The 23107-nt window shown below is 57.9% G+C and carries 24 protein-coding genes; 14 read left to right on the forward strand and 10 right to left on the reverse strand.

Going from position 1 to position 23107, the window contains the following annotated elements:
• Window positions 1-383: 383 nt before the first annotated feature.
• Complete coding sequence (locus tag J3P82_RS00405; RefSeq protein ID WP_434559826.1) at window positions 384-1031, reverse strand: YkgJ family cysteine cluster protein; 648 nt, start codon at window positions 1029-1031, stop codon at window positions 384-386.
• Window positions 1032-1222: 191 nt separating this feature from the next.
• Window positions 1223-1996, reverse strand: coding sequence for a hypothetical protein (locus tag J3P82_RS00410; protein ID WP_434559828.1), 774 nt, complete (start codon window positions 1994-1996; stop codon window positions 1223-1225).
• Window positions 1997-2336: 340 nt separating this feature from the next.
• Between J3P82_RS00410 and J3P82_RS00415 the strand changes: the two genes are divergently transcribed.
• The 4 genes from J3P82_RS00415 (at window position 2337) to J3P82_RS00430 (ending at window position 5297) form a co-directional block, all read left to right on the forward strand.
• Complete coding sequence (locus tag J3P82_RS00415; protein ID WP_434559830.1) at window positions 2337-3224, forward strand: serine hydrolase domain-containing protein; 888 nt, start codon at window positions 2337-2339, stop codon at window positions 3222-3224.
• A 187-nt stretch (window positions 3225-3411) separates the two neighbouring features.
• Window positions 3412-3954 (forward strand): ATP-binding protein, encoded by a 543-nt coding sequence (locus tag J3P82_RS00420; protein ID WP_434563969.1) that lies wholly within the window; start codon window positions 3412-3414, stop codon window positions 3952-3954.
• 178 nt (window positions 3955-4132) lie between these two features.
• Window positions 4133-4546 (forward strand): GNAT family N-acetyltransferase, encoded by a 414-nt coding sequence (locus tag J3P82_RS00425; RefSeq protein ID WP_434559832.1) that lies wholly within the window; start codon window positions 4133-4135, stop codon window positions 4544-4546.
• Between the two features lie 139 nt (window positions 4547-4685).
• Window positions 4686-5297, forward strand: a complete 612-nt coding sequence (locus J3P82_RS00430; protein ID WP_434559834.1) for a hypothetical protein — start codon at window positions 4686-4688, stop codon at window positions 5295-5297.
• A 238-nt stretch (window positions 5298-5535) separates the two neighbouring features.
• On the opposite strand, the gene J3P82_RS00435 is transcribed toward J3P82_RS00430, so the two are convergent.
• Window positions 5536-5898 carry a DUF6124 family protein gene (locus J3P82_RS00435; RefSeq protein WP_434559836.1) on the reverse strand — a complete coding sequence of 121 codons (363 nt, stop codon included), beginning with the start codon at window positions 5896-5898 and terminating at the stop codon, window positions 5536-5538.
• A 537-nt stretch (window positions 5899-6435) separates the two neighbouring features.
• Between J3P82_RS00435 and J3P82_RS00440 the strand changes: the two genes are divergently transcribed.
• The 4 genes from J3P82_RS00440 (at window position 6436) to J3P82_RS00455 (ending at window position 10765) form a co-directional block, all read left to right on the forward strand.
• Entirely contained in the window at window positions 6436-8421 is a 1986-nt protein-coding gene (locus J3P82_RS00440) for a M10 family metallopeptidase C-terminal domain-containing protein (protein WP_434559838.1), read from the forward strand.
• Window positions 8422-8736: 315 nt separating this feature from the next.
• Complete coding sequence (locus tag J3P82_RS00445; RefSeq protein ID WP_434559840.1) at window positions 8737-9381, forward strand: hypothetical protein; 645 nt, start codon at window positions 8737-8739, stop codon at window positions 9379-9381.
• Window positions 9378-10085 carry a hypothetical protein gene (locus J3P82_RS00450; protein ID WP_434559842.1) on the forward strand — a complete coding sequence of 236 codons (708 nt, stop codon included), beginning with the start codon at window positions 9378-9380 and terminating at the stop codon, window positions 10083-10085. The genes J3P82_RS00445 and J3P82_RS00450 overlap by 4 nt, the downstream gene beginning before the upstream one ends.
• Window positions 10082-10765 (forward strand): hypothetical protein, encoded by a 684-nt coding sequence (locus tag J3P82_RS00455; protein WP_434559844.1) that lies wholly within the window; start codon window positions 10082-10084, stop codon window positions 10763-10765. Before J3P82_RS00450 ends, J3P82_RS00455 begins: the two co-directional genes overlap by 4 nt.
• Before the next feature lie 104 nt (window positions 10766-10869).
• Here J3P82_RS00455 and J3P82_RS00460 read toward each other — a convergent pair whose 3' ends face one another.
• The gene (locus J3P82_RS00460) at window positions 10870-11136 is read right to left on the reverse strand and encodes a DUF2790 domain-containing protein (RefSeq protein ID WP_434559845.1); all 267 of its coding nucleotides are present in this window, start codon (window positions 11134-11136) and stop codon (window positions 10870-10872) included.
• A gap of 286 nt (window positions 11137-11422) precedes the next feature.
• Here J3P82_RS00460 and J3P82_RS00465 point away from each other — a divergent pair, with 286 nt between their 5' ends.
• The 5 genes from J3P82_RS00465 to J3P82_RS00485 all read left to right on the forward strand — a co-directional run bounded on the left by J3P82_RS00465 (window position 11423) and on the right by J3P82_RS00485 (window position 17870).
• Window positions 11423-12163: a response regulator gene (locus J3P82_RS00465; RefSeq protein WP_434559847.1), complete on the forward strand. Its 741-nt coding sequence runs from the start codon at window positions 11423-11425 to the stop codon at window positions 12161-12163.
• Complete coding sequence (locus J3P82_RS00470; RefSeq protein ID WP_434559849.1) at window positions 12160-13473, forward strand: ATP-binding protein; 1314 nt, start codon at window positions 12160-12162, stop codon at window positions 13471-13473. The genes J3P82_RS00465 and J3P82_RS00470 overlap by 4 nt, the downstream gene beginning before the upstream one ends.
• 197 nt (window positions 13474-13670) lie before the next feature.
• Window positions 13671-14549, forward strand: coding sequence for an alpha/beta fold hydrolase (locus tag J3P82_RS00475; RefSeq protein ID WP_434559851.1), 879 nt, complete (start codon window positions 13671-13673; stop codon window positions 14547-14549).
• Between the two features lie 43 nt (window positions 14550-14592).
• On the forward strand, window positions 14593-15405 hold the full coding sequence (locus J3P82_RS00480; protein WP_434559853.1) for an alpha/beta fold hydrolase: 813 nt from the start codon (window positions 14593-14595) through the stop codon (window positions 15403-15405).
• A 272-nt stretch (window positions 15406-15677) separates the two neighbouring features.
• Window positions 15678-17870, forward strand: coding sequence for a TonB-dependent receptor (locus J3P82_RS00485; RefSeq protein WP_434563971.1), 2193 nt, complete (start codon window positions 15678-15680; stop codon window positions 17868-17870).
• Between the two features lie 154 nt (window positions 17871-18024).
• On the opposite strand, the gene J3P82_RS00490 is transcribed toward J3P82_RS00485, so the two are convergent.
• The 5 genes from J3P82_RS00490 to J3P82_RS00510 are packed head-to-tail and all read right to left on the reverse strand — an operon-like array spanning window position 18025 to window position 21930.
• Window positions 18025-18660 (reverse strand): SCO family protein, encoded by a 636-nt coding sequence (locus J3P82_RS00490; protein WP_434559855.1) that lies wholly within the window; start codon window positions 18658-18660, stop codon window positions 18025-18027.
• Entirely contained in the window at window positions 18657-19556 is a 900-nt protein-coding gene (cyoE, locus tag J3P82_RS00495) for a heme o synthase (RefSeq protein WP_434559857.1), read from the reverse strand. The genes J3P82_RS00490 and cyoE overlap by 4 nt, the downstream gene beginning before the upstream one ends.
• Entirely contained in the window at window positions 19544-20623 is a 1080-nt protein-coding gene (locus J3P82_RS00500; protein WP_434559859.1) for a COX15/CtaA family protein, read from the reverse strand. Before J3P82_RS00500 ends, cyoE begins: the two co-directional genes overlap by 13 nt.
• A 10-nt stretch (window positions 20624-20633) precedes the next feature.
• A complete protein-coding gene (locus tag J3P82_RS00505) occupies window positions 20634-21227 on the reverse strand; it encodes a hypothetical protein (RefSeq protein WP_434559861.1) in 594 nt (197 codons plus the stop codon).
• Window positions 21193-21930 carry an SURF1 family protein gene (locus J3P82_RS00510; RefSeq protein ID WP_434559863.1) on the reverse strand — a complete coding sequence of 246 codons (738 nt, stop codon included), beginning with the start codon at window positions 21928-21930 and terminating at the stop codon, window positions 21193-21195. The genes J3P82_RS00505 and J3P82_RS00510 overlap by 35 nt, the downstream gene beginning before the upstream one ends.
• A gap of 70 nt (window positions 21931-22000) precedes the next feature.
• On the opposite strand from J3P82_RS00510, the gene J3P82_RS00515 reads away from it, so the two are divergent.
• Window positions 22001-22204 carry a twin transmembrane helix small protein gene (locus J3P82_RS00515; protein WP_434559865.1) on the forward strand — a complete coding sequence of 68 codons (204 nt, stop codon included), beginning with the start codon at window positions 22001-22003 and terminating at the stop codon, window positions 22202-22204.
• Window positions 22205-22212: 8 nt separating this feature from the next.
• Here the strand turns inward: J3P82_RS00515 and J3P82_RS00520 are convergent, their stop codons facing one another.
• Window positions 22213-23100: a cytochrome c oxidase subunit 3 gene (locus J3P82_RS00520; RefSeq protein ID WP_434559867.1), complete on the reverse strand. Its 888-nt coding sequence runs from the start codon at window positions 23098-23100 to the stop codon at window positions 22213-22215.
• Between the last annotated feature and the right edge of the window lie 7 nt (window positions 23101-23107).

Here is a 23107-nt window from a genome sequence, read left to right on the forward strand (position 1 = left end):
GCTGCGCAGCAGGCCCAAACAGCCATCCAGTTTGGCTGATATATTGGAAACTAGCAGGGGTTCTTCTTAACAGATGTCTGCTTTCGGCCGATTGTGTTGAAAAAGTCGGTTGTTCCAGGCGGCCCGCGTACTGACTGCTGAAAACGCCTTTCTTGCGCACAGTTATGTGAATCTGAGCCGGAACCCTCTGCTGAAAATAAAGATTTCAATCCAGGCGCGTACTTTTCTGCCGTGGAAACGGTGGTCGACTTTTTCTACACAATCGACCAGAGCAGACAGTCAGCGCAGTAAATAAATCTGTCCCCTTCGTCCCCTTTAATCGTCTCCTTTAACCCTGAGGCTTTAGCTGGCGAAAAAGCGTAATTTGCAATTTTAAACGGTTTTTAGAGCATTATTCTTTCCGGTAGCAACTCGTAAACCTGCACGCCATTTGCCCATTTTTCAGGGAGCTCCTCATTGTCTAAGGCGGCCAAAACGCCTTGCGTTAATTCGGTCGGGTGCATGACGCACCCTTTCGACTTGTATTTATTAACTGTCTCAGTAGTAATTACGTTGTGGAGGTGCTTTATTTCTTGGACTTCCACGGCGTTGCGCGTTGAAATGCACGCCTTTACGCTAGTCGATATGTTTGAGCGGCATTTATGTGGGCGTACAGAATAAATTTGACACTCCCCATTTTCTGCCAGAAAAGCACATGCCTTGTTGTACGCATGAAAAGTTTTATCTTTAGCGTATATGGCGTGTTCGCGTAGCTTACTTACCAATAGCTCTCTTCGTTCGACGGGTAGTGATTTGACGTGATCTGCGATGAGAAAAGCCTCTGGAGGTAGAATTTCAACTCTCAGGTTGCAACAATGGTGGCATCCTCTTTTGCACTCAACGCTAGTTTTTGTCGTTGAAAGGATATTTTTTGTAATCGAGTCAGTTTCCAACTCAAATTCCGAAATTGCGGCTACTAAAACTCTAGGGTCTTTTCCGATGCGAATTTTTTTCTTCAGTTTTGTGGAGTACTTTCTGATGTTGTACTTCATTTTTGCGTACTCGAATGATTGGACCGTAGCGCCGTTCGACGGAGTCCGAAACAGGGGGGGCAGCCTAGCGTTTCGCTCGAAGGTAGCATTTAGCAGGCCGTCGAGCGACTGTTTTTGGGCCGATAGCCGCCTGCCGGCGAACCGGGGACAAACCAAGATTTGGGTTCACCCGTAATCGGACTCTCTCATAATTATGGTCTGCCCCCGTTTCCCCGATCAGCGAGCGACCCAGAACCCTCCTCTTGGGGATCGATGAGCGCTTTGAAAAGTTGGTTATTTACATGCATAACAAAGTCATGGATATCTCTCATCATTGCTAGGATCGCTATGCTCGAGAATTCCTGTTCTTTGCCTTGAGGGTTTCTCCCGTTACGATGCACGATATCGTGCCGAAGAGTCACCGCACGGTGAAGTCGTGCCTTAAGTTCAAGGTTCGGGAAAACTTGGATATTGAAGGCAATCTCATAAAGCTGCTCAACTTTTCCCAGCCGATGATAGATCTGATCTCGCAAATAATCTTGGACACGTCTTTCTACCGTCAGGCTCTCATTCCATGCCTCAAAGAGGGTGAGCTTCTGAGAAGATAATTTTTCCTCTTTCAAGAGAAGATTCTCAGTCGCGCCTACCTCTTCCGCCACTAGTGTCATGAGTGTGTTGGCGAGGTAAGCCTCCATTGCGCTGATGAGTCCAGATAGAACCAGCTTATTAATTTCCGGCGCAGAGCTCTTGAGTAGTCCTGAGCCGCCAATGCCATACGTGTGCAGTACCTCAGTCATGTGACTGTAGCTCGACAAAAACTCGAATAGCGGATCATCAGTAGTCCGAACGTTATTTTGATCAGAGCTTGTGCCATGCGAATCGGAAAGATCTGTGAGCTCACTGGAAAATACCTCCACATTTTGATAATCCACTAACGTGACTTCGTACCTGTAGGAAGTTTTTTTCACGGTGGCGTCGTAACGCATTCCGCAGGTGTCACAGTCAATCACGGTATTACGAGTGGAAGGCTCTTCAAGCCAGCTTGTGTCGGGAGCAGGTACCGAGGTTCGACTCGCGCGTGTACAACTAGGGCATTTAAACAGAACGATGGTGCTAAGGGGCATTGGAGAGATCCGGGAATGAGGGCGCGAAAGGAACGTTGCACAACCCTAGCTGAGTACGGTGATGCCTTAAAGTTTTGATACTCGATTGCAACGATCTCCAGTCGTTCAGGGCAGTGCAGCAGCTGACTTTTGCCTCTGGCGAAGAAGAATGATTGAGGTATCTTGTCAAGCTGCCGATCTGCTTAAGACTCCAAGGAAGCCAATGCTCAGTTCACTCGTTTCAAATGGTCAGCTACAAGCGACTGATCTCTCAGAACTGATGGTCCCGTGGTGGAGTTTCACGAAAACAGTCTTGGCTGCTACGGCCCTATCGTTGGTGCGTGACGGGCTGGTCGGATTGGATGACCCCGTTCTTGATCAGCCTTTTACGCTACGCCAGTTACTGCGGCATGAGGCCGGTCTGGCTGATTACGGAGAACTTGCGGAGTATCACACCGCCGTTAAAAACAGTGAGCCAGCCTGGCCAGCCGATGAAATGATGCAACGCCTTGACGGTGCTCGACTCCGATACACTCCCGGAAACGGTTGGCGTTACTCGAATGTCGGCTACCTGCTTGTCGGCAGGCTAATTGAACGGCTGACTGAGATGAAGCTTGATGAAGCGGTAATTCAACGCACACTTTCTCCTCTGGGCTTATCGAGCGTTCGCTTTGCAAAAACGCGAGCAGACTTACAAACGACCCACCTTGGAAGTTCCTCAAATTATGATCCCGCCTGGGTTTACCACGGTTTGTTGATCGGCCACATTTCGCAAGCAGCGTTATTTCTGGATCGACTCTTCTGTGCGGACCTGCTCTCCACGGGCTTGCTTCAGGAAATGCAGAGAGCGCGAGCATTGGGCGGCTCGATTTCCGGTCGCCCTTGGCTCACGCCGGGCTATGGCCTAGGCGTGATGCAGGGGGCGATTGATGGAGGGTATTCACTATGCGGGCACACTGGCTGCGGGCCGAGCAGCGTCATTGCCGTCTACCATCTCTGCGACGGCGACGCATCGGCTTGTTGTGCTGTTTTTGAGGCGGGGTCCAGTGAAGGCTCCGTCGAAGCCGTCGTCGTTGAGCAGCTCATGCAAGTTCTGCGTGAGGGGAGCTGACTGCTCTCCGGTCCATACACGTCGGTCTAAAGTTTCGCCAAATGACTGCTTTGGGTCGTTTTCTGCCTCTCGCGACCGGCGGAAAACGGCCAGAAGCGGTCATTCACAGCTCAGAAAAAAGTGAGGCCTGACCGTGCATGAGATATCTTGCCTGCCTCGAAACCGACTTGTATTCATGGAGGAAAAATTGCGGATTTACATTACAGGTGCTTCGTGCGCGGGCGTGACCACGTTGGGTCAACACGTCGCAACTCTGCTCGGTGTACGACAGGTCGATGTCGATGATTATTTCTGGATGCCCACTAACCCTCCTTTTACGACCAAGCGACCTCCCAGTGACCGCGTGTCATTGATCCAGCAAAAGTTCGGTGACGACGATTGGGTGCTAACCGGTTCTTGTATGGGGTGGGGAGAAGCGCTGATTACCCATGTCGATATGATTGTGTTCGTTGTAACACCAACGCCCGTTCGCCTTGACCGGCTGGCCGTACGTGAAAAGGAACGCTTTGGAGATCGGATAGCACTGGGTGGTGACATGCATGAGATACATGTGGCCTTTCGGGAATGGGCTTCGCAGTATGACGATCCGAACTTTTCAGGACGCAACCTGGCGTGGCACGAGGCCTGGCTATCAACGCAGAACGCTCCGGTCTTACGGATTGACGGGATGAACAGTGCCGAAAAGATGGTCGCGGATGTCATTCATGCTTTGTCGCAAGCAACGCAATAGCTCGAAACCGGAACGGCTGAGGCACGAATCTCGACGCGCGCCTTAGTAATGTCCGCTTTGGGTCGATAGCTGCCGCTTGCGTGCGCACGGTCCGCACATCAAGATCCCTAGCAACTCAGAAGCTTCGTACCCAATCAGGGAGGACTGACCGCCAATGGAGATTCAACGGGTTACGCACATGCCGTCACAAATTTCTGCCCTTGAGAAAGAGGCTGTGGCAGAAGGTTTCATGTTTATCACCCGGCTGACTTCGGAATGGTATTCAGGCACCAATTGCTTCGATGCGCCAGGCGAATGCCTAATGGCAGCGTATCTAGACCGGCAACTGGTGGGCGTTGGAGCTCTGTCTGTTGATCCGTTCACGCATACCCGCACAGGAAGGCTGCGGCGTGTTTATGTGACTCCTGCGTCACGGGGGCAACAGATTGGCAGGCGACTGGTTAGCGCCTTGCTTGCCCACGCCGCTTTGCACTTTGAAAGTGTGCGTCTTTACACCGACACTTTTGAGGGAAGCACTTTTTACCTGCGCTGCGGCTTCACACGAACTCAAGACGCTCATGCGACTCACATCGTGCAGCTAAGAAGCCTCTGACTCTGGCAGCTATCGGCCAGAAGGGCACACTGGGTTGACTCCCCATCCCTATAAATAACAGCATGCGGGTCTCCAGCCTATACAGGGTGTCGATGCCCCTTACCAGCCTGATTTTTTTGTCGATAGCCAAGGATGAGAAATGGACGTTCCCTCTCCGGACATAGCTGAAGAGTTGGAGGATGAGGGCAGTGATCTCGTCTTCCCGGAGCCTGAGCCCCGCAGCTTGGCCGCCAGTGCGCACCTCCTGGACTCAGGGCGCGATCAGCTTTATCAGGTCACTTACCGCCTCGCCACTGACCAGCAGATCAAAGGGCTTTTTCGTAGGAAAAGGCCAGTAGGGGATTTGCTGCAGCCTTCGAATTTTCTCGGTCGTCCTTGCTATGAGCTGTGGACCAAAGGTTCGCTGGCCGGCATTGCTGTGCTGGGTTTCTCCGGCATGGAGTTCTCTGACGAAATCTGTCTCACTGTCACGCTAGATGCGGTGTATCTCGCCAATAGCAGTCGTGGTACGGGGCTGGTCTACTCCTTTTTGGAGGAGGTGGCCAAAGCTGCATACCTGCTGTCGATGGCGCCTCTTGCTGGGCCTGGTCGCGAGTTACCAAAGAAGCTAGTCAACCTGACCATTACGGCCGAGCTACATTCAGATGGCGGGCTGAATGCTGTGAGGGCACTAGGTGATTCGCTTTCATGGATGTTCTCGCTGAGTGGGTTCCCGTCTCTAAAAATTATTGTTGAGGACAGCAATTTCTAGAGCGCCAAATACGGTGAAATCGATGTGATGCAGGGGTTCTTAGGAGGGCTGGCGGACAAGGGTCGATGAAGGCTAATTAGTTCTGCAGAAAATCGGGAAAACGGACGGACAGATTGAGAGGGGAACCAATCTAAGTGCTAGGGAAGGGCATCTAATGGCCGTTTTCGGTCGCTCTCGGAGGGCGGAGGCAAAAAGAAACCCGGCGCAGAACGCCGGGTTTTTTATTGGAAAAATATACCTACTGCCGCGGCTCCACATTATCCAACACCCGATTCGCCAGCAGCGAACTCAACTCAATCAACTGCTGAATCCCCTGCGCCACATGACGCCTCGATCCTTCCAGATCAAACGCCAGGTCACTCACCATCGCATCAGCCGAAGCCAGCGTCTCACTGAGGTTGGCGAGTAGGCATTCGTTATCGAGGCCTTTCACGACGGCGTACAGCTGCCCCGGTTTAGGGTCGTCTTTGGATTTATCCGGTTTCGGCCGCAAGTAGTGATCGAGCACGCGTTTGGTGGTTTCGTCTTGCTGCTTGGCTTTGGATTTTGCGGATTGTGGGGTGGGGCCTGCATCTGGAGGATTTGGAGTTGCTTTGAACATTTTCACGTTTCCTTTGTTAGTAGGCCGCTACCGTCTCGCTACTAAACGAAAGGGGAGGCAGCTGTGCGCAAGTTAGTAGACCGGTAGGAAAACGGAAAACCCGGCGCGCCCGAAGGCGCCATGCGCACAGCCACCATCGAGTGCAGGCAATGCCCGACTGATGAGACTCATGCGACCGTATCCTTAACCGAACTACTAAACCCGACCACTGATGAGCAGTGGCAAGACGACAATAGAACCCAGGAACAAGGTGCACAAGCGGGCGGATTCTGGCGTAGTTGTAGGCAAAGGCGCAAGGATGCGTAGCTTGATGGAGGTTGTAGGCGGGGGCTGTAGGAGAGAGTCTTTTTGGCGCTGCGGGCGGCTTGTTCTGCCTGGATCCGGGGCTTGCTCGCGATAGCGGTCCAACTCCCAAACAGTCAATCACGGGCACAACTGATAAAGACGCTTCAAGAACCGCCCTTCGTTCCGTTAAGTGGCAGCCTGACCAAGCCATGTCTATAGTTTTTCCCCCAGATACCCATCGGAGGCATGGACATGAGCCAGAGCATTTCGCCCGCCGCTTCAGCTGCGCGGAACACAGGCATGGTCGCCACGACTTTATGGGGCTCGGACAAGATCGCGGGTATCACGGTCGATCCGGACGGTGCTATCTGGCTTGGCGCTTATAGTCGCCTGGGGCTGGGGGGCGAAGAGGATTCGGGTTTCACCGCCAGCCTGGTCCGGTTCAATGCCAACGGTAGCCTGGACCGCAATTACAGCGGAGACGGTAAATCCCTGCTCCCTGTGGCGCTCGATATCGAGGACGGCGGGAATGGCGCCGTGCAGCCGGGAGGGGGCTATCTGGTGGCGCGCTACGTGAAAGTAGGCGACGCCTGGGTGTCGGGCGTCAGTCGTAACTTGGCTGACGGCAGCCTTGATACAAGTTTCGGGAACGGCGGCGCTGCGACAGTGCCTTTCTACTGGAATGAAGACCTAGGCCAGCAAGCGTCGTTCTCCGTGCAACGCGACGGCAGCTTTTTCGCCAGCGCCGCGTATCCCTCTGGGGAGATCTATATCGCTCGCTTCGACGCGACGGGGGCCTTGGTTTCGTCTTTTGGAGAGGCTGGGGTCCTGCATCTGCCAGCGTCCTTGGGCATTCATCCCGGCCGCACGATCGATGTTTCGCTGCAGGCAGACGGGAAGGTTTTGGTCACGGGGCAAGCTACCCTGACTCGCCTGAACCCCGACGGTACGCTGGACAGCAGCTTTGCGAACGGCGGCAGCCTGGCCCTGGATGTTCACGCCGACGCCCTCGTCATCCAGGATGACGGAAAAATCCTGCTGGCGGGCGCCTTGGGCGGGGTGGCGAGCGTCATTCGACTCAACGCCGACGGCTCGCTCGACACCGATTTCGGTGATCAGGGCCAGGTACGTTGGGGCTCGGAAAGCGCTCCTTTTGCAGTCGCCGACATGATCGTGCTGGCCGATGGCAGGCTATTGATAGGCGGAACCCAAGGGACGAGCGCGGACGGCTATCTGGCCGCCTTGGTTCAGTTGAACCCCGACGGTAGCCTGGACCACAGCTTTGGCAATCCCGACGACGGCTATTACCACCTTGATGGTGGTCGCGATGATGACTTCTTGCTCGGTACCGACTCGTTCGACGATGCGATCTCTGGCGGGGCCGGCAACGATCTGCTCGATGGCCAGCAAGGTCGTGACCTGCTGACGGGCGGGGCCGGGGCCGATACGTTCCATTACCAATCAGTCGCAGACAGTTACCGAACCGCAACCGCGGCCCATAGCGACCGAATCACCGACTTCGACCCCAGCAGCGATACGCTGGACCTTTCCTCCCTGGGCTTCCTCGGGCTGGGCACTGGGTATGACGGAACGCTGGCGATACGCGTCAATGAAAGCGGGACGCGGACCTACCTCAAGAGTTTCGAGGCCAACGCCGATGGGGAACGCTTCGAAGTGGTCTTCGACGGTAACTTGGGCCAAGCGCTGAATGAAACCAACCTCCTGTTCCAGCAAGCCAGGTTGACGGGCACCGAAGGGGCCGATCGTTTACAAGGCAACGCTAGAGGCGAAATCATCGAAGGGTTCGCGGGCGACGATCGCCTTTATGGAGCGCTCGGCAATGATGTCTTGGTTGGCGGAGAGGGCCGGGACCTATTGGTGGGTGGCGGCAATAACGATGTGTTCCGCTTCGATGCCCTGAGCGACAGCTACCGTACCGCCACCGAAAACCATACTGATCGCCTGATGGACTATACGGTGGGTGAAGACACGATCGATTTGTCCGCCTTGGGCTTTTCCCGACTGGGGAACGGTTACAACGGCACGTTGGACGTGATTTTCAATGAAGCCAAGAACCTGACTTACTTGAAGAGCTATGAAGCTGACGCCTCTGGGGCTCGATTCGAGTTGAGCCTGGCAGGGGACCACTCCGGTTACCGTAACTTGAACATCATCTTCACCGAGCCTTCGGAAGAAGAGCTCTATCAATTGATCGGCGTGGCTGGCTCGCTGGTGTAAAGATTATTCCTTGCCTTGGGCCGCTTTCCGGGCGGTCCAAGGCGCTATGAAGCTACAGCTCGACTGCTGCCACATGCGCCCCGCTTTGCAAAAAATCGAATGTCGCTTGGTTTGCAAACGCACCCACCGCTGGCGTCAGACGGGCCAGCCAATCTCATCCTCACCGCAACTGCGCGCGCAGCCCTTGCTGCTGGAGAGCTTCTGACTTGGATAGGCAATGAAGTGCTTTTTTCAGAAACCGTCTTGCTTCCAAAATGAATACATGAACTAATTGTCCCGAGTCCCGGGATCTGGGACAGATGGTTCGAGGTAGACATGAAAGGTCAAGACATTGGCGTACTCCTCAAATTAATTTGTCTGCAACGACACGAATTGCGCGGGAAGGCTATGGCTGCCTGGCCGCATGACTGGAAAGACTGGAGGAGCCTTGAAGAGGATCCTTTGGGAGCAACGGAAGAAGAGCTGGATCCGGATGTCGGAATCATCAGCCTTTCACGCTATACGGCCCGCTCTCTGGAGATGCAGACTGGCATCAGCAAGACTCAGATAAACCGCTCGCTCAAACACTGTATGGACATTGGTCTGGCCAGGAACGACCGCAAGCTAAATGTTCCCAGGGTCAATACTAAAGCGCTGCTGGAGTTCATCGTTTACGGTGTGAAATATGTTTTTCCTGTTCGACCCAGCGAACTGACTCGTGGCATTTCGACCAGCTTTGCCGCCCCTGTGCTGGCCAATCAGCTTCTCAGCGCTGGAGAGCACCCGCTGGTTTGGTCATACGCACGCGGCAACACCATGGGCATGAAGGTTGAACCGCTGTTCAAGACAGCGCCCGACGCGGCGAGAAGGGACCCGGAAATGTACGCGCTACTCGCCTTGGTCGACGCAGTACGCCTCGGCCAGCCACGCGAAAGCAATCTGGCAGCAAAAAACCTGCAAGAGCGCTTGGAGTTTCGATGACCGTATTCAATGTCCTGCGAGACATGCTTAAAGAGGTTGCCAAGGCCCTTGGGCCCGATATGTGCCAGCAGATGACCTTTGTTGGTGGTTGTACCACCGGTCTACTGTTGACCGATGACTTCACCCGCGAGCAGGTCCGAAGTACGGAAGATGTCGATCTGATCGTGCATGTTATGGGGGCGATAGGCTTCGTCCGCCTACAAGAACAGCTTTCCCTGCGAGGCTTTCGGCTCAGCCCGAACGACGAGGGGGATGACCTACCGATCTGCGCTATGAAGCTGGGCGAGTTGCGCGTCGATTTCATGCCGGACGACGACACCCTCGGATTCAGCAATCGTTGGTACAAAGACGCCATGGCCACTGCAACGCCATACGAGCTGGATGCGGAAACCACCATCAATCTGGTCAGCCCCGTCTACTTTGTAGCCACCAAACTGGAGGCTTGGAAAGGCCGTGGCCGTGGCGATGCGCTAACCAGCCGAGACATTGAGGACATTCTCCACTTGGTCGATGGGCGCTCCGAGTTGTTGGGCGAAATTCAGAGCGCCAAGGTTGAGGTCAGCACTTACATAAGCCACGAAGTCGCCAAGCTGCTGGACGATAACAATTTCGAGTATGCGGTAAGCGCCCAATCTAGAGGCGATTCAGATCGCGAAAATTTGTTGTTCGAACGTCTGGAGTCACTGGCCGGAGTCCGTCCTTGACGCAAATTGACTGGAGCAGCCGCCAAGGATGGCGGACACAAAGCAACAATGATGCCGCCGCTGTCGGTCAAAAAGGTCACTTCCTGCTGGCAATGCTGGTGGATGCAGCCGAGAGAGGTGAGGGTCAGGCCCTGGCGCGACACTGGGCCCAAATCATTGTCAGAAACGCACTTGTCGCCAACGAGCCGCCGAGTACGGCCAGCCTGCTCGATGTGATGCGCGTCGAACAGCATAAGCTGCGCCATCAGCACCTGCATGCCGTCGCCAGCTACTGCTGCGCGCTTATCGACCTGCGGCTGCAGCACCTGTATCTCCTGCACGTGGGAGATTGCCGGGCCGGCATCCGCCAGAGCAGCGGTCATATCGATTGGCTGACCCGTCCGCATGATCTGAGCCAGCAGCCCATTTGGCCGGCCTCATACGCGGAGGCTTTGCAGTACCGCCATATGCTGACCCGCTCTTTGAATGCAAAGCGCTTCTACGTTCCGGAATGCCAGGATATTCCCTTTCCTGCGGATGCCAGTCTGGTCCTTTGCAGCGATGGTTACTGGTACGAACACCAACAACTGGGTGTTGCTCTGCAAAAAGCAGAGGACGACACAAGTATCCTGGCTTTGCAGCCGAACAAACCTGCTCGCGTTCCAACGAACAGCGAAGGGCTTTTCGTCATTTCGGTATGAGCGAATCGATTAACCCGACTTGATAGGCATCAGATAATCGCTTTTGGGCCGGTTTTGGCTTCTGGCAACGAGCAGCTTCTGGTCGACCCCCCCCGAACCACCCCTCAGCTCCCCTCATTGTTGCAACTAGCCGCGTGCTTCAGGTACGTCAGGGCTTTCCGCTCACCCATCGAATCAAGGTAGGTGATTTGCGCATTCACCAACCCGCAGGTCTGGCTGCTGTCCTCCGTCAGCGAGATCACTTTGTCGATGTCCAGGTGGGTGCTGTAGCCGTAGGTTTCGCTTGCCACTTTATCCTGGGCCATGGCGGGTAATGCGCCGGCGCTCAGAGCGGTGAACAGGCAAGCAGTAGCGATGGTTTTCAAGTTCATGGTCGTTTCCCTTCAATGAGTTCGATGGCGTTTTCGAGGCGATGCTTGTTGTCTCGATGGCGCTCATTAAAAGCCCGTGAGGTATCTCGGCTGTGTCGGGAAACGCCGTGCTTGGATGCGTACGTATCTGAGGTGAATTGCGATACAGATCGATACAATCGCCACTGTTTTTGCTTAGTTCTGGCTTGATCTCGGGCTGGACAAGCTGAACGACGGTGCGTCGCCAACCGGCAACCGGGCATCGTCACACTGCGCAAATCGATGCGCGCATTTCGGAGAGCAGGGCATGGAACATGTCGATCACGTATTGATCGTGGATGATGATCGGGAGATCAGGGAGCTGGTCGGCAACTATCTGATAAAGAATGGTCTGCGCACCACCGTGGTCGCCGATGGCCGTCAAATGCGGGCTTTTCTCGAAGCCAATCAGGTGGATCTGATCGTGCTTGACATCATGATGCCGGGGGATGACGGGCTGCTGCTGTGCCGCGAACTGCGCGCCGGAAAGCATAAGGCAACTCCCGTGCTGATGCTGACGGCTCGCAGCGACGAGACCGACCGCATCATTGGCCTGGAAATGGGCGCCGACGACTATCTGGCCAAACCCTTCGCGGCCCGGGAGCTGCTCGCGCGCATCAACGCCGTGCTGCGGCGCACCCGCATGCTGCCGCCCAATTTTGTCGTCACCGAAAGCGGCCGCCTGCTCAAGTTCGGCCGGTGGCGCCTCGACACCACCGCCCGTCATCTGCTCGATGAAGACGACACGCTGGTCTCGCTGAGCGGCGCCGAGTACCGGCTGCTGCGGGTATTTCTCGATCATCCCCAGCGGGTCCTGAGCCGCGACCAGTTGCTCAACCTGACGCAGGGCCGTGACGCGGACATCTTCGACCGCTCCATCGACCTGCTCGTGAGCCGCGTGCGTCAGCGCTTGCTGGATGACGCCCGCGAACCCCTCTACTTGAAGACGGTGCGCAATGAAGGCTACGTCTTTACCTTTGCAGTCGAAATGCTTGAGGAGCAGGCATGAAACTCGCGTTGCAGTGGCCCCGCACGCTGGCCTCGCGGCTGTGGCTGGTGTTCCTGGTCGGCCTGATACTCGCCCAGGCCGTGACGTTCGCAGCCCAGTACTACGAACGCTACGAAAGTACCAAGACCGCCATGTTGGGCAATTTCGAACACGACACGGCGACCTCCATCGCCATCCTCGATCGTCTGCCTGCCGACGAGCGCCTGGCGTGGACCAAACGTTTGCAGCGTCGCAACTATGACTATTTGCTGCGCGAACATGATCCTGGCATTCCACTCACTTCGAACGATCTCGCTGCGACGGCGGCGCAATCCCTTCAAGTCTCGCTGGGTCGCAACTATGACCTGACGGTTGTCGAAATCCCGGGCCCACGCCAGCATTTCCAAGCCCAGGTGCGACTGGCTGACGGCAGCCCGGTGACCATCGATGTGCGCCCCTCGGTCAGGCCGTTGTCGCCCTGGTTGCCCTTTGCCCTGGCCGGTCAGTTGCTGTTGATGATCGGCTGCACCTGGCTTGCCGTGCGGATCGCGATACGCCCGCTCAGTCGCCTGGCCGAGGCGGTCGAGAACCTCGACCCGAACGCCCATCCGGTGCAGTTGGATGAAACCGGTCCACGGGAAGTGGCCTACGCCGCCCGGGCGTTCAACAGCATGCAGGCGCGCATTGCCGCTTACCTGAAAGAGCGCATGCAATTGCTGGCGGCCATTTCCCATGACTTGCAGACGCCCATCACGCGCATGAAGCTGCGCGCCGAGTTCATGGACGACTCGGTCGAGAAAGACAAACTGGGCAACGACCTGAGCGAAATCGAGCATCTGGTGCGTGAGGGCGTCGCTTATGCGCGCAGCGTCCATGGTGCGACCGAGACCAGTTGCCGCATCAGCCTGGACTCCTTTCTCGACAGCCTGGTGTGCGACTATCAGGACACTGGTCACGAGGTCAGCCTGCGCGGCCAGAACGGCGCGGTGATCGAGACAAGGCCCCATGCCCTGCGGCGTGTTCTGGTGAATCTGGTGGATAACGCGCTGAAGTACGCCGGCACCGCCGAGGTGGAAATCAGCGGCGATACGAACGCTGGCGTTTCGATCAGTGTGCTTGACCGAGGCCCGGGCATCCCGGAGGAGGTCCTGGCCGAGGTGGTCAAGCCGTTCTATCGGGTGGAAAGCTCACGCAACCGCAACACGGGCGGCACCGGCCTGGGCCTGGCCATCGCTCAGCAGTTGGCCGTCGCCATTGGTGGTTCACTGAGCCTGCGCAACCGCGACGGCGGCGGTCTTTGCGTGACCCTCGACTTCGGCATCGATCGGTAGGCCACGCTGGCTGCACGCAAGTGCAGCCTCTACCATGCATTTGTAAGCCACTGTATCCAGCGCATCTACAGACTCAAAAGAACGCATAACGGCCGGGTGTCGAACATTTCCGGTATACATGCCGCTGCAAGAATTCTCCCTATCAACTCGCCATCGGATCCCCCGAATGGCGAGCCCTGACCTAAGGAGATCTTGCCATGAATACCCAGTCCTCCCGCGCTCAAGCAGCCAACCAAGCCCAGGCCGGCAGCTATGTCACCACCCAGGACGGCGTACAGCTCTATTACAAGGACTGGGGTCCGAAAGATGGGCCAGTCGTCACTTTCAGCCATGGCTGGCCGCTGAATTCCGATAGCTGGGAATCACAGATGCTGTTCCTGGCCGAACAAGGCTATCGAGTGATCGCCCACGACCGCCGCGGCCATGGCCGTTCCAGCCAGCCGTGGGAAGGTAACGACATGGATCACTACGCCGACGACCTGGCCGCTGTGATCAACACCCTGGACCTTAACGATGTCACCCTGGTGGGTTTCTCGACCGGGGGTGGCGAAATCACCCGCTACATCGGCCGCCACGGGACCGATCGGGTGAAGAAGGCCGCACTGATCAGCGCCGTTCCACCGATGATGCTCAAGACTGAAGACTACCCAGGCGGCTTGCCGATCGAAGTGTTCGACGGCCTGCGCAGGGCCTCGCTGGACAACCGCTCGCAGCTGTATCGCGACATCGCCTCTGGCCCGTTCTTCGGCTTCAACCGCGACGGGGCGAACGTCTCCCAGGGGTTGATCGATTCGTTCTGGGTGCAGGGTATGCAAGCGGGCCACAAAAACACCTATGACTGCATCGCGGCGTTCTCGGCGACGGACTTTCGCGCCGACTTGGCTGCGTTCGATGTGCCGACACTGATCGTGCATGGCGACGATGACCAGATCGTCCCGATCGACGCCTCCGCCCATGCCGCCGCCAGGCTGGTGCAGAACGCCGAATTGATCGTCTATCCGGGCGCGCCGCACGGCCTGACTGACACCCACAAGGACCGCCTCAATCAGGATCTGTTGGATTTCCTGGCCAAGTGAATCCATCGCTGCAGCGTCACCCCTCTAATCAATGAAAAAAGGAATGATCATGCTCAATATCAAATCGCTGTTGGCCGTCACCATTACCGCTGCGTTGGCGCTGACAACCCTGAATAGCGCAACCGCCGCGCAACCCGACGCCGCCAAACCGACCATCGTGCTGGTCCATGGCGCATTCGCCGAATCGTCCAGTTGGAATGGCGTTGCCGCCCAGTTGTTGAACCAAGGTTATCCGGTCGTGGCAGCCGCCAACCCGCTGCGCGGAGTGAAGCAGGACGCCGATTATGTCGCCGATATCGTCGAGCACACCGCCGGCCCGGTGATCCTGGTGGGTCACTCCTACGGCGGAGCCGTGATCACTAACGCGGTGCACAACAACCCCAGGGTCAAGGCGCTTGTCTACGTCGCGGCCTTCGCGCCGGACAAAGGCGAAACCGCTATCGAACTGTCCGGTCGCTACCCCGGCGGCACCCTTGGGCCAACCTTGGCCGCTCCGGTACAGTTGGACGACGGCAATAAGGATCTCTACATCCAGCAGGACAAATTCGGCCAACAGTTTGCCGCCGACGTTCCAGCGGCAGACGCTGCGCTGATGGCCGCCACGCAACGCCCAATCAGCGAGGCAGCATTAAAAGAAGCGTCGGGCGACCCGGCCTGGAAAAAACTGCCGTCTTGGTTCATCTACGGCTCGGCGGACAAGAACATCCCCGAGGCGGCCCTGAAGTTCATGGCCGAACGCGCAGGTTCGAAAAAGACCGTCACCGTCCAGGGCGCCTCCCATGTGGTGATGACGTCGAACCCGGGGAAAGTGGCGGAGCTGATCATTGAAGCGGCGCAGGCCAGTTCCAAGGGGTGATCAGTTAAAGCGGGCTTTCGAGAAGAACCAAAAAACCGGCGCAAAACGTCGGTTTTTTTCGTTGAGATAATCTCCAGGCAAACCGCATCGCCCGGTTTTGCGACTGCTGCGCAGCCGAGCGGGAGCAAGCTCCCTCGCCACGGGTACTGTCTGGGCTGACTGGACCGCTTTCCAAATCTTTATGGCAGCGCGCCCATTGGTATAGATAATCTATCTGCGAATCATTAGCATTGCCTGCATTGGCTCCCCGTTTCCCCGCAGGTACTCACTCCATGCTATTTCCATCTCGTCTTACGTTGCTTGCTGCGTGCTGTTCGGTCAGTTTTCTTGCCCAGGCGGCAGAGCCTATTGAATTGGGCGTAACCGACGTTACTGCCAGTGCGGCCAAACCCAATTCCAACACGCTACCCACGCCCTATGCTGGAGGTCAGGTGGCGAGGGGAGGTCAGATGGGGGTGCTGGGCAATCAGGACAACATGGATGTCCCGTTCGTGATGACCAGTTACACCTCGCAGCTGATTGAAGATCAGCAAGCGGAAGACGTGGGTGATGTGCTGCTCAATGATCCGTCGGTGCGTCAATCCTATGGGTTTGGTAACCAATCCCAAGTGTTCGTGATTCGAGGCCTGCCGCTTGCCAGCGACGACATTTCATACAACGGGTTGTATGGGGTTTTACCCCGCCAAATCCTGTCGACGGATGCGATCGAGCGTGTCGAGGTGTTCAAAGGCCCCAACGCGTTTATCAACGGTGTCAGTCCGACGGGCTCGGGTCTTGGGGGCGGCGTCAACTTGCAGCCCAAACGCGCAGAGGATGTCCCGACTCGTCGCTATACCCAGGACATCAGCACCGATGGCCGCATTGGCGAGCATTTGGATATCGGACAGCGATTCGGCGAGGATAACCGCTTTGGCGCCCGGTTGAATCTGAGCCAGCGCGAAGGCGAAACAGCGATCGATAACCAGGATCAGCGCACCAAGTTGTTCGTGGCGGGCTTGGACTATCGAGGCGATGACTTCCGCATTTCCACCGATTTCGGCTATCAGAAACAGCGTATCAACGGCCTGCGTAACTCTGTGAATATCGGCAGCGCCACCCGCCTTCCCACGGCTCCGCACGCGAGCCACAATTTTGGCCAGGACTGGACTTACTCCGAAACCGAAGACACCTTCGGCATGGTTCGTGGCGATTGGGACCTGAACGAAAACTGGACCGCCTACCTGGCTGGGGGTGTAAAGCACACCCGAGAAACCGGGGTCTACGCCACACCAACACTGGTCGGCAATAACGGTGTCGCGACGATCGGTGGCTCGGAAATTCCCCACAATGAAGACAACACATCGTTCAGTGGCGGGTTGAACGGGCGCTTCAACACGGGCCCTGTTTCCCACCAGGTAGCGATCGGTGGCTCGACGATCTGGACCCAGCAGGAAAACGCCTACACGTTCTATCGTTCCGTCACTGGGAACAGCAATCTCTACAACACCCCACAGGTTCCCAAGCCGACTGCGGTGTCCCGTACTGGCGGTGAAATGGGCGATCCCGGGGTGACCGGCAAAATCCGCAACCGTAGCCTGGCGATCTCCGACACGTTGGGCTTGTTCGATGACAAGTTGCTGGTCACTTATGGTGTTCGTCGTCAGCAGTTGCGTGTCGAAAACTATAAGTACGACGGCACCACTTCAAACGGTGTAGCCAATCCAGCAAACGATGGCAGTCGTAGCACTATCAACGATAAAGCCATTACCACGCCCGTCTACGGCATCGTCTACAAGCCTGTGGAGAGCGTGTCGCTCTACGCCAACAGGATCGAGGGCCTTGCAAATGGACCGGTGGCGTCCGGTAGCGACATCACGAACCTGGGCGAAGCCTTTCCCCCTGGCCGCACAAAACAGTTGGAAGCGGGCATCAAGCTGGACATGCAAACCTTCGGTGCCAACTTGGGTGTTTTCCGCATCGAGAAACCTGCCGATGGTTACGTCGACAACGCGCAGAACCTCTATGTGCGTGATGGTGAGCAGGTCAACAAAGGGCTGGAGATCAGCGTTTTCGGCGAGCCAATCGAAGGCCTCCGGCTAATGGCCGGCGGTACCCGCATGACGTCGGAACTCAAAAATACCGCTGGCGGCCTCAACGATGGCAACCACGCCGTTGGCGTGCCAACGTTCCAGCTCAATGCCAGCGTGGATTGGGATATCCCGGGTATCGAAGGGGCCGCTCTGAGCGCAAGGATGTTGCGCACTGGCGGGCAGTACGCGGATCAGGCCAATAACCTGAGCTTGCCTACCTGGAACCGTTTCGACGCTGGCGCACGCTACAAAATGAAATTCGTGGAGAAAGACCTGACGTTGCGCGTCAATGTGGAAAACATTACCGATAAAAACTACTGGGCTTCGGCAAACGGCGGTTACCTCTCGCAGGGTGATCCGCGGTTGGTGAAGTTTTCGGGGACTGTTGATTTCTGAGTATTCGCAGAGAAGCTTTTGTGGCGAGGGGGCTTGCTCCCGCTGGCCTGCGCAGCAGGCCCCTGCGTTTTTTCAGGCAAACCGCATCGTTCGGTTTTGCGACTGCTGCGCAGCCGAGCGGGAGCAAGCGCCCTCGCCACAGGGGTTGCAGCGTTTATTTACGCTTGAGCATCTCCGGCAACTGCGCCACCAACTTCTGATTATTCAACGGCGCGCGAATAAATCCACGTTGGGTGCCGTCCGGGCCAATCACGGCGAGGTTGCCGCTGTGGTCGACGGTGTAGTTGGGTTTGCTGGTGTCCGCCGGAATGAACGGGATGCTCACCGCATTCGCCAGTTTCTGCAGGTCTTCCACCGAGGCGGCGGTCAGGCCTTTGAACTGCGGGTCGAAGTAACCCAGGTACTGCTTGAGTTGCTTGGGGGTGTCGCGGTTCGGGTCGACGCTCACCAGCACGACCTGCAACTTATCCACAGCCTCGGGCGGCAGCTCGCTCTTGATCTGGCGCAGCTGGGCGAGGGTGGTCGGGCAAATGTCGGGGCAGAAGGTGTAGCCGAAGAACAGCAGGCTCCATTTTTCTTTCAACCCGTCCATCGCCACCGGCTGGCCGTCCTGGTCGGTCATTTTCACGTCCGGCAGGTTGCGGCTTTGCGGCAGCAGGATAATGCCGGCGTCGATCAGTGCGGTCGGGTCGCCCTGGCCTTTGCTGGACAGCACTTTGTTGATGGTCAGGCCGAGGATCACTGCGATCACGGCCGCGAGGACGAAGACGGTTTTTTGGGTTCGAGTCATAGGCTCAACAGTAAGTAGTGATCTACAAGCAGGGCGATGAACAGCAGGAACAAGTACCAGATAGAGTACTTGAAGGTGTTGATCGCCGCGTGCGGCCGACTGCCACGGTACAACACCACGGCCCATTGCAGGAACCTGGCGCCCAATACCAGGGCGCACACGAGGTAAATCAACCCGCTCATCTGGATCACGAACGGCATCAGGCTCACCGCCAGCAGCACCAGGGTGTAGAGCAGGATGTGCACTTTGGTGTAATGCTCGCCGTGGGTCACCGGCAGCATCGGGATGTCCGCCTTGGCGTATTCCTCCTTGCGATGAATCGCCAGCGCCCAGAAGTGTGGCGGGGTCCAGGCGAAGATGATCAACACCAGCAGCAACGGTTCGGCGCTGACATGACCGGTAGCGGCGACCCAGCCCAGCAGCGGTGGCGCCGCACCGGCGAGGCCGCCGATGACGATGTTCTGCGGCGTCGCGCGCTTGAGAAAGCCGGTGTAGATCACCGCGTAGCCGAGCAGCGAGGCCAGGGTCAGCCAGGCGGTCAGCGGATTGGTGAAAACCAGCAGCAGCGCCTGGCCAGCCACCGCCAGCGCCATGGCGAACGTCAACGCGGCGGCCGGCGAAACCCGGCCCTCGGCCAATGGCCGCTTATGCGTGCGAGCCATCACCGCGTCGATGCGCCGGTCCACCACGTGATTGACCGCCGCCGCGCCACCGGCGCACAGCGCAATCCCCAGGTTGCCGAACACCAAGACCGTCCACGGCACGCCGGCACGGGTGGCGAGGAACATGCCAACCAGCGACGTGATCAGCATCAGCACCACCACTTTCGGCTTGGTCAGCTCCAGGTAATCGCGCCAGATCGCCTGGCTGTGGCGTTCACCGGTCAAGGTTGCCATGGCATCGCTCCTTTAATCGTGATGGGGCCGACGCTGTGTTTATGCGGGTTGAAGCGCCAGCGCAGCGGGACCTGATGCTTGACCCGGACCAGGCTGGTACGGGCGTGATAGTTGACCAGCACCAAGGTCAGCAACAGCGCTGCGCCCCCGGCGTTGTGGGCCACGGCCACCGGCAGCGGCAAGTGAAACACGACGTTGCTGATACCCAAGGTGATTTGCGCGGCGAGCGCGGTGAGCACCAGCCCCGCCAGTCGGGTCATGCCTACCGTTTTCAGTTGCCAGGACAGTCCCAGCAGCACGAGCGTCACCAGCAATGCGCCGATGCGGTGAGTTACGTGGATGGCGGTGCGGGCGTCGCTGTCCAGTTGTCCGCCCAGGTAGTTCGGTCCGATGTGCTGGGTCAGGTGAAAGCCATTGGCGAAATCGGCCGGCGGCATCCATTGGCCATGGCAGGTGGGAAAGTCGACGCACGCCACGGCGGCATAATTGGAACTGACCCAGCCGCCCAAGGCAATCTGGCCAATCACCAGCAGCAGCCCGGCCGTCGCCCAATGTTGCAGGCGCTTGGGCACGGTCAGCGCCGGTAGTACGCCAGACAACCTCAGCGTCAGCAGGAACAACAGGCTCAACGTCGCGAACCCGCCCAGCAAATGCCCGGTGACCACCTGCGGCCAGAGCTTGAGCGTCACGGTCCACATGCCGAACGCTGCTTGGGCGAACACCACGGCCAGCAGGAACAGCGGCAACTTCACAGGCTGGCCGGGGCGGCGACGGTTCATCCAGGCCCGGGCGGCCAGCGCGGTAATCATCAGCCCCAAGGCTCCAGCGAAATAGCGATGGACCATCTCGTTCCAGCCTTTATGAGCTTCCACCGGAGCATCGGGAAAATGCAGTTCGGCATGGGCCAGTTGGGCTTCGCCCTTGGGCACGCTGATGAAACCGTAGCAACCGGGCCAATCGGGGCAACCGAGGCCGGCGTGAGTCAGGCGGGTGTAGGCGCCCAACAGTACGACAATCAATGCCAGCAGCGTGGCAAACAGCGCGAGGCGAAATCCTGGCTTGGCCATGTATATGCCCTTATCCGATGTTCGACAGTTTCAGCAGATGCCGCAGGTCGTTGAGCAAATCCTTGCCCTTGACCCGGGCGTCGTAGCGCAGCACCAGGTTGCTGTGGGGATCGATAATCCATAGCTGGGCGCCGCCGGAACCCTCGGCACCTTTCTGATACGCCGGCAGGTCCAGCGGGTAGCGCTGCAATTGCGGGTATTCGCGCTGCAGTTGGGCGTCGTATTCGGCGTCCAGCGGTTGCGCAATCGCCAGGGCATGGCTGGCGCGTCCGGCCTCGCGGCCCAGGCCGATTTGCACCTGCCGGGCCAGGTAAACCAATTGCCGGCAGTCCACCGAGCACTCTTGCGGCGCGGTGACGAGGATCTGCCAGCGCTGCTCGTCGGCCTGCACGCCGATTTCGGCGCGGGTCTGGCCGTTACCGATCAGCTCACCGTGGTAGCTGCGGCTGTCGGGCACCCAGAACTGGAATTTGTACATGCCGGTGGCCAGGATCATCGGGCCGATCACGCCCAGCACGATCAACAGCAATTGCACGCGCCCCTTGCGCCGGCTGCGCGCCGTGGGTGCCTCAGACATGTTGGTTGGATTCATGGTGGTGCCCATGGTGTCTCCCTGCGTTGTGCCATCCGAGATAAAGGAAAAGACCGAACAGTGCCGCCGCCATGGCAAACCACTGCACGGCATAACCGAGGTGTTTTTCCGGCCCCATGGCCACGACCGGCCAATCGGTCCGGTAGGCGCCGGGGCCGCTTTGTTGTCTCAGTTCGTAGGCGAAGCCGCCGCGGCCCAGTTCGGCCCAGAGCTTGTTTGGCTCGACGGTGGTGACCAGTCGCGGCCACGGTGCGCTGGCCGGGTCGGCATGCAATTGGAACGTGGCGCCAGGCGCGACATAGACCCACGCCTGCAAGTCGACCGTTTGTTCGGGAGTGCTGAAGACCGGCGGGGTGCGGCGATCAGGCCACGGCAGCCAGCCACGATTGACCAGCAGCCACAGGCCGGTGGCATGGTCGAGGAACGGTTGCAGCAACTCGACGCCCACCTTGCCGTCGTGCTGGCGGTTATCCAGCAGCAGGCTGTGCTCGGCGTCGAACTGGCCGTGCAGGCTGACGGGGCGAAAGGCCGGGTCCGCCGTGCGTTGCAGTTCGGCACTGTCCATCGGCGCCGCCACGCGACGCTCGGCGTAGGTGTCCATGAGCACGCGCTTCTGCTCGCCCCGGCTCAATTGCCAGAACCCCAGGCACACCATCACCGGCACCAGCACGGCGACCACCAATGACGGCACGATGCCTGGCCGGAAGCCTTTCATGGCGCCGTCCGAAAGCTGTTGAACGAGATAGCTATACTCACGTGCATCGCGTCCCCCCGGAGTGTTCCCAATGCTCAAAGCAGCCATCGCCCTGATGCTGATCGCCACAGTTGCCAGCCTGTTCAGCGGCCTGTTTTTTCTGGTCAAGGACCAAAGCAATTCCAATCGTTTGGTCATTGCCTTGGCGATTCGGGTCACCTTGGCTGCTGTCACCGTCGGCTTGATCGCCTGGGGCTTTTTCAGCGGCCAGTTGGTCTCCCAAGCGCCCTGGTAGCGGTGGCCTCAGAGTATGTAGACGAAGAAGAACAAGCCGATCCACACCACATCGACGAAGTGCCAGTACCAGCTCGCCGCCTCGAAGCCGAACTGATGCTCGTTGTCGAAATGCCCGCGCATGACGCGCATCAGCATCACGAACAAAATGATCGTGCCGATGGTGACGTGAGCGCCGTGGAACCCGGTGAGCATGAAGAACGTCGCGCCGTAGATCCCCGAGCCCAACGTCAGGCCCAGCTCTTTATAGGCGTGGATGTATTCCTCGGCCTGGAAGCCCAGGAAGGCGCAACCCAGCAGCACGGTGATCCCCAGCCAGATTTTCAGTGCACCGCGATGGCCTTTTTTCAGGGCGTGGTGGGCGATGGTGACGGTGACGCTGGAAGTGACCAGCAGGATGGTGTTGAGCAGCGGCAGGCCCCAAGGGCTGATCACGTCCTTGGGCGGTGGGAAGAGTTTCGGGTCGGGGTTGTTCAGTAGCGGCCAGACGTACTCGAAGTTCGGCCAGAGCATCTCCGACAATCCCTTGCTGCCTTCGCCGGCCAAGCCTGGCGCCGAGACCATCCGCACGTAAAACAACGCGCCGAAGAACGCGACGAAAAACATCACTTCGGAGAAGATGAACCAGCTCATGCCCCAGCGGAACGAGCGATCGAGCTGTGCGCTGTACAGCCCGGCGCGGCTTTCCTTGATGACCGCGCCGAACCAGCCGAACAGCATGTAGGCCACCAGCAGGCCGCCGACGAAAAAGATCAGCGGGCCATTGGAATCCGGACGGTCGGCCTTCAGGTCGTTGAACCAGGTCGCCAGGCCATACACCGTGACGAACATCCCGACCGTGGCGATGATCGGCCATTTGCTTTGGGCCGGAACGTAATAGTGTTCATGAGTTGCCATTTATTGT

It is taken from the genome of Pseudomonas sp. Z4-20, from assembly GCF_051131955.1.
Classification (GTDB): Bacteria; Pseudomonadota; Gammaproteobacteria; order Pseudomonadales; family Pseudomonadaceae; genus Aquipseudomonas; species Aquipseudomonas marvdashtae.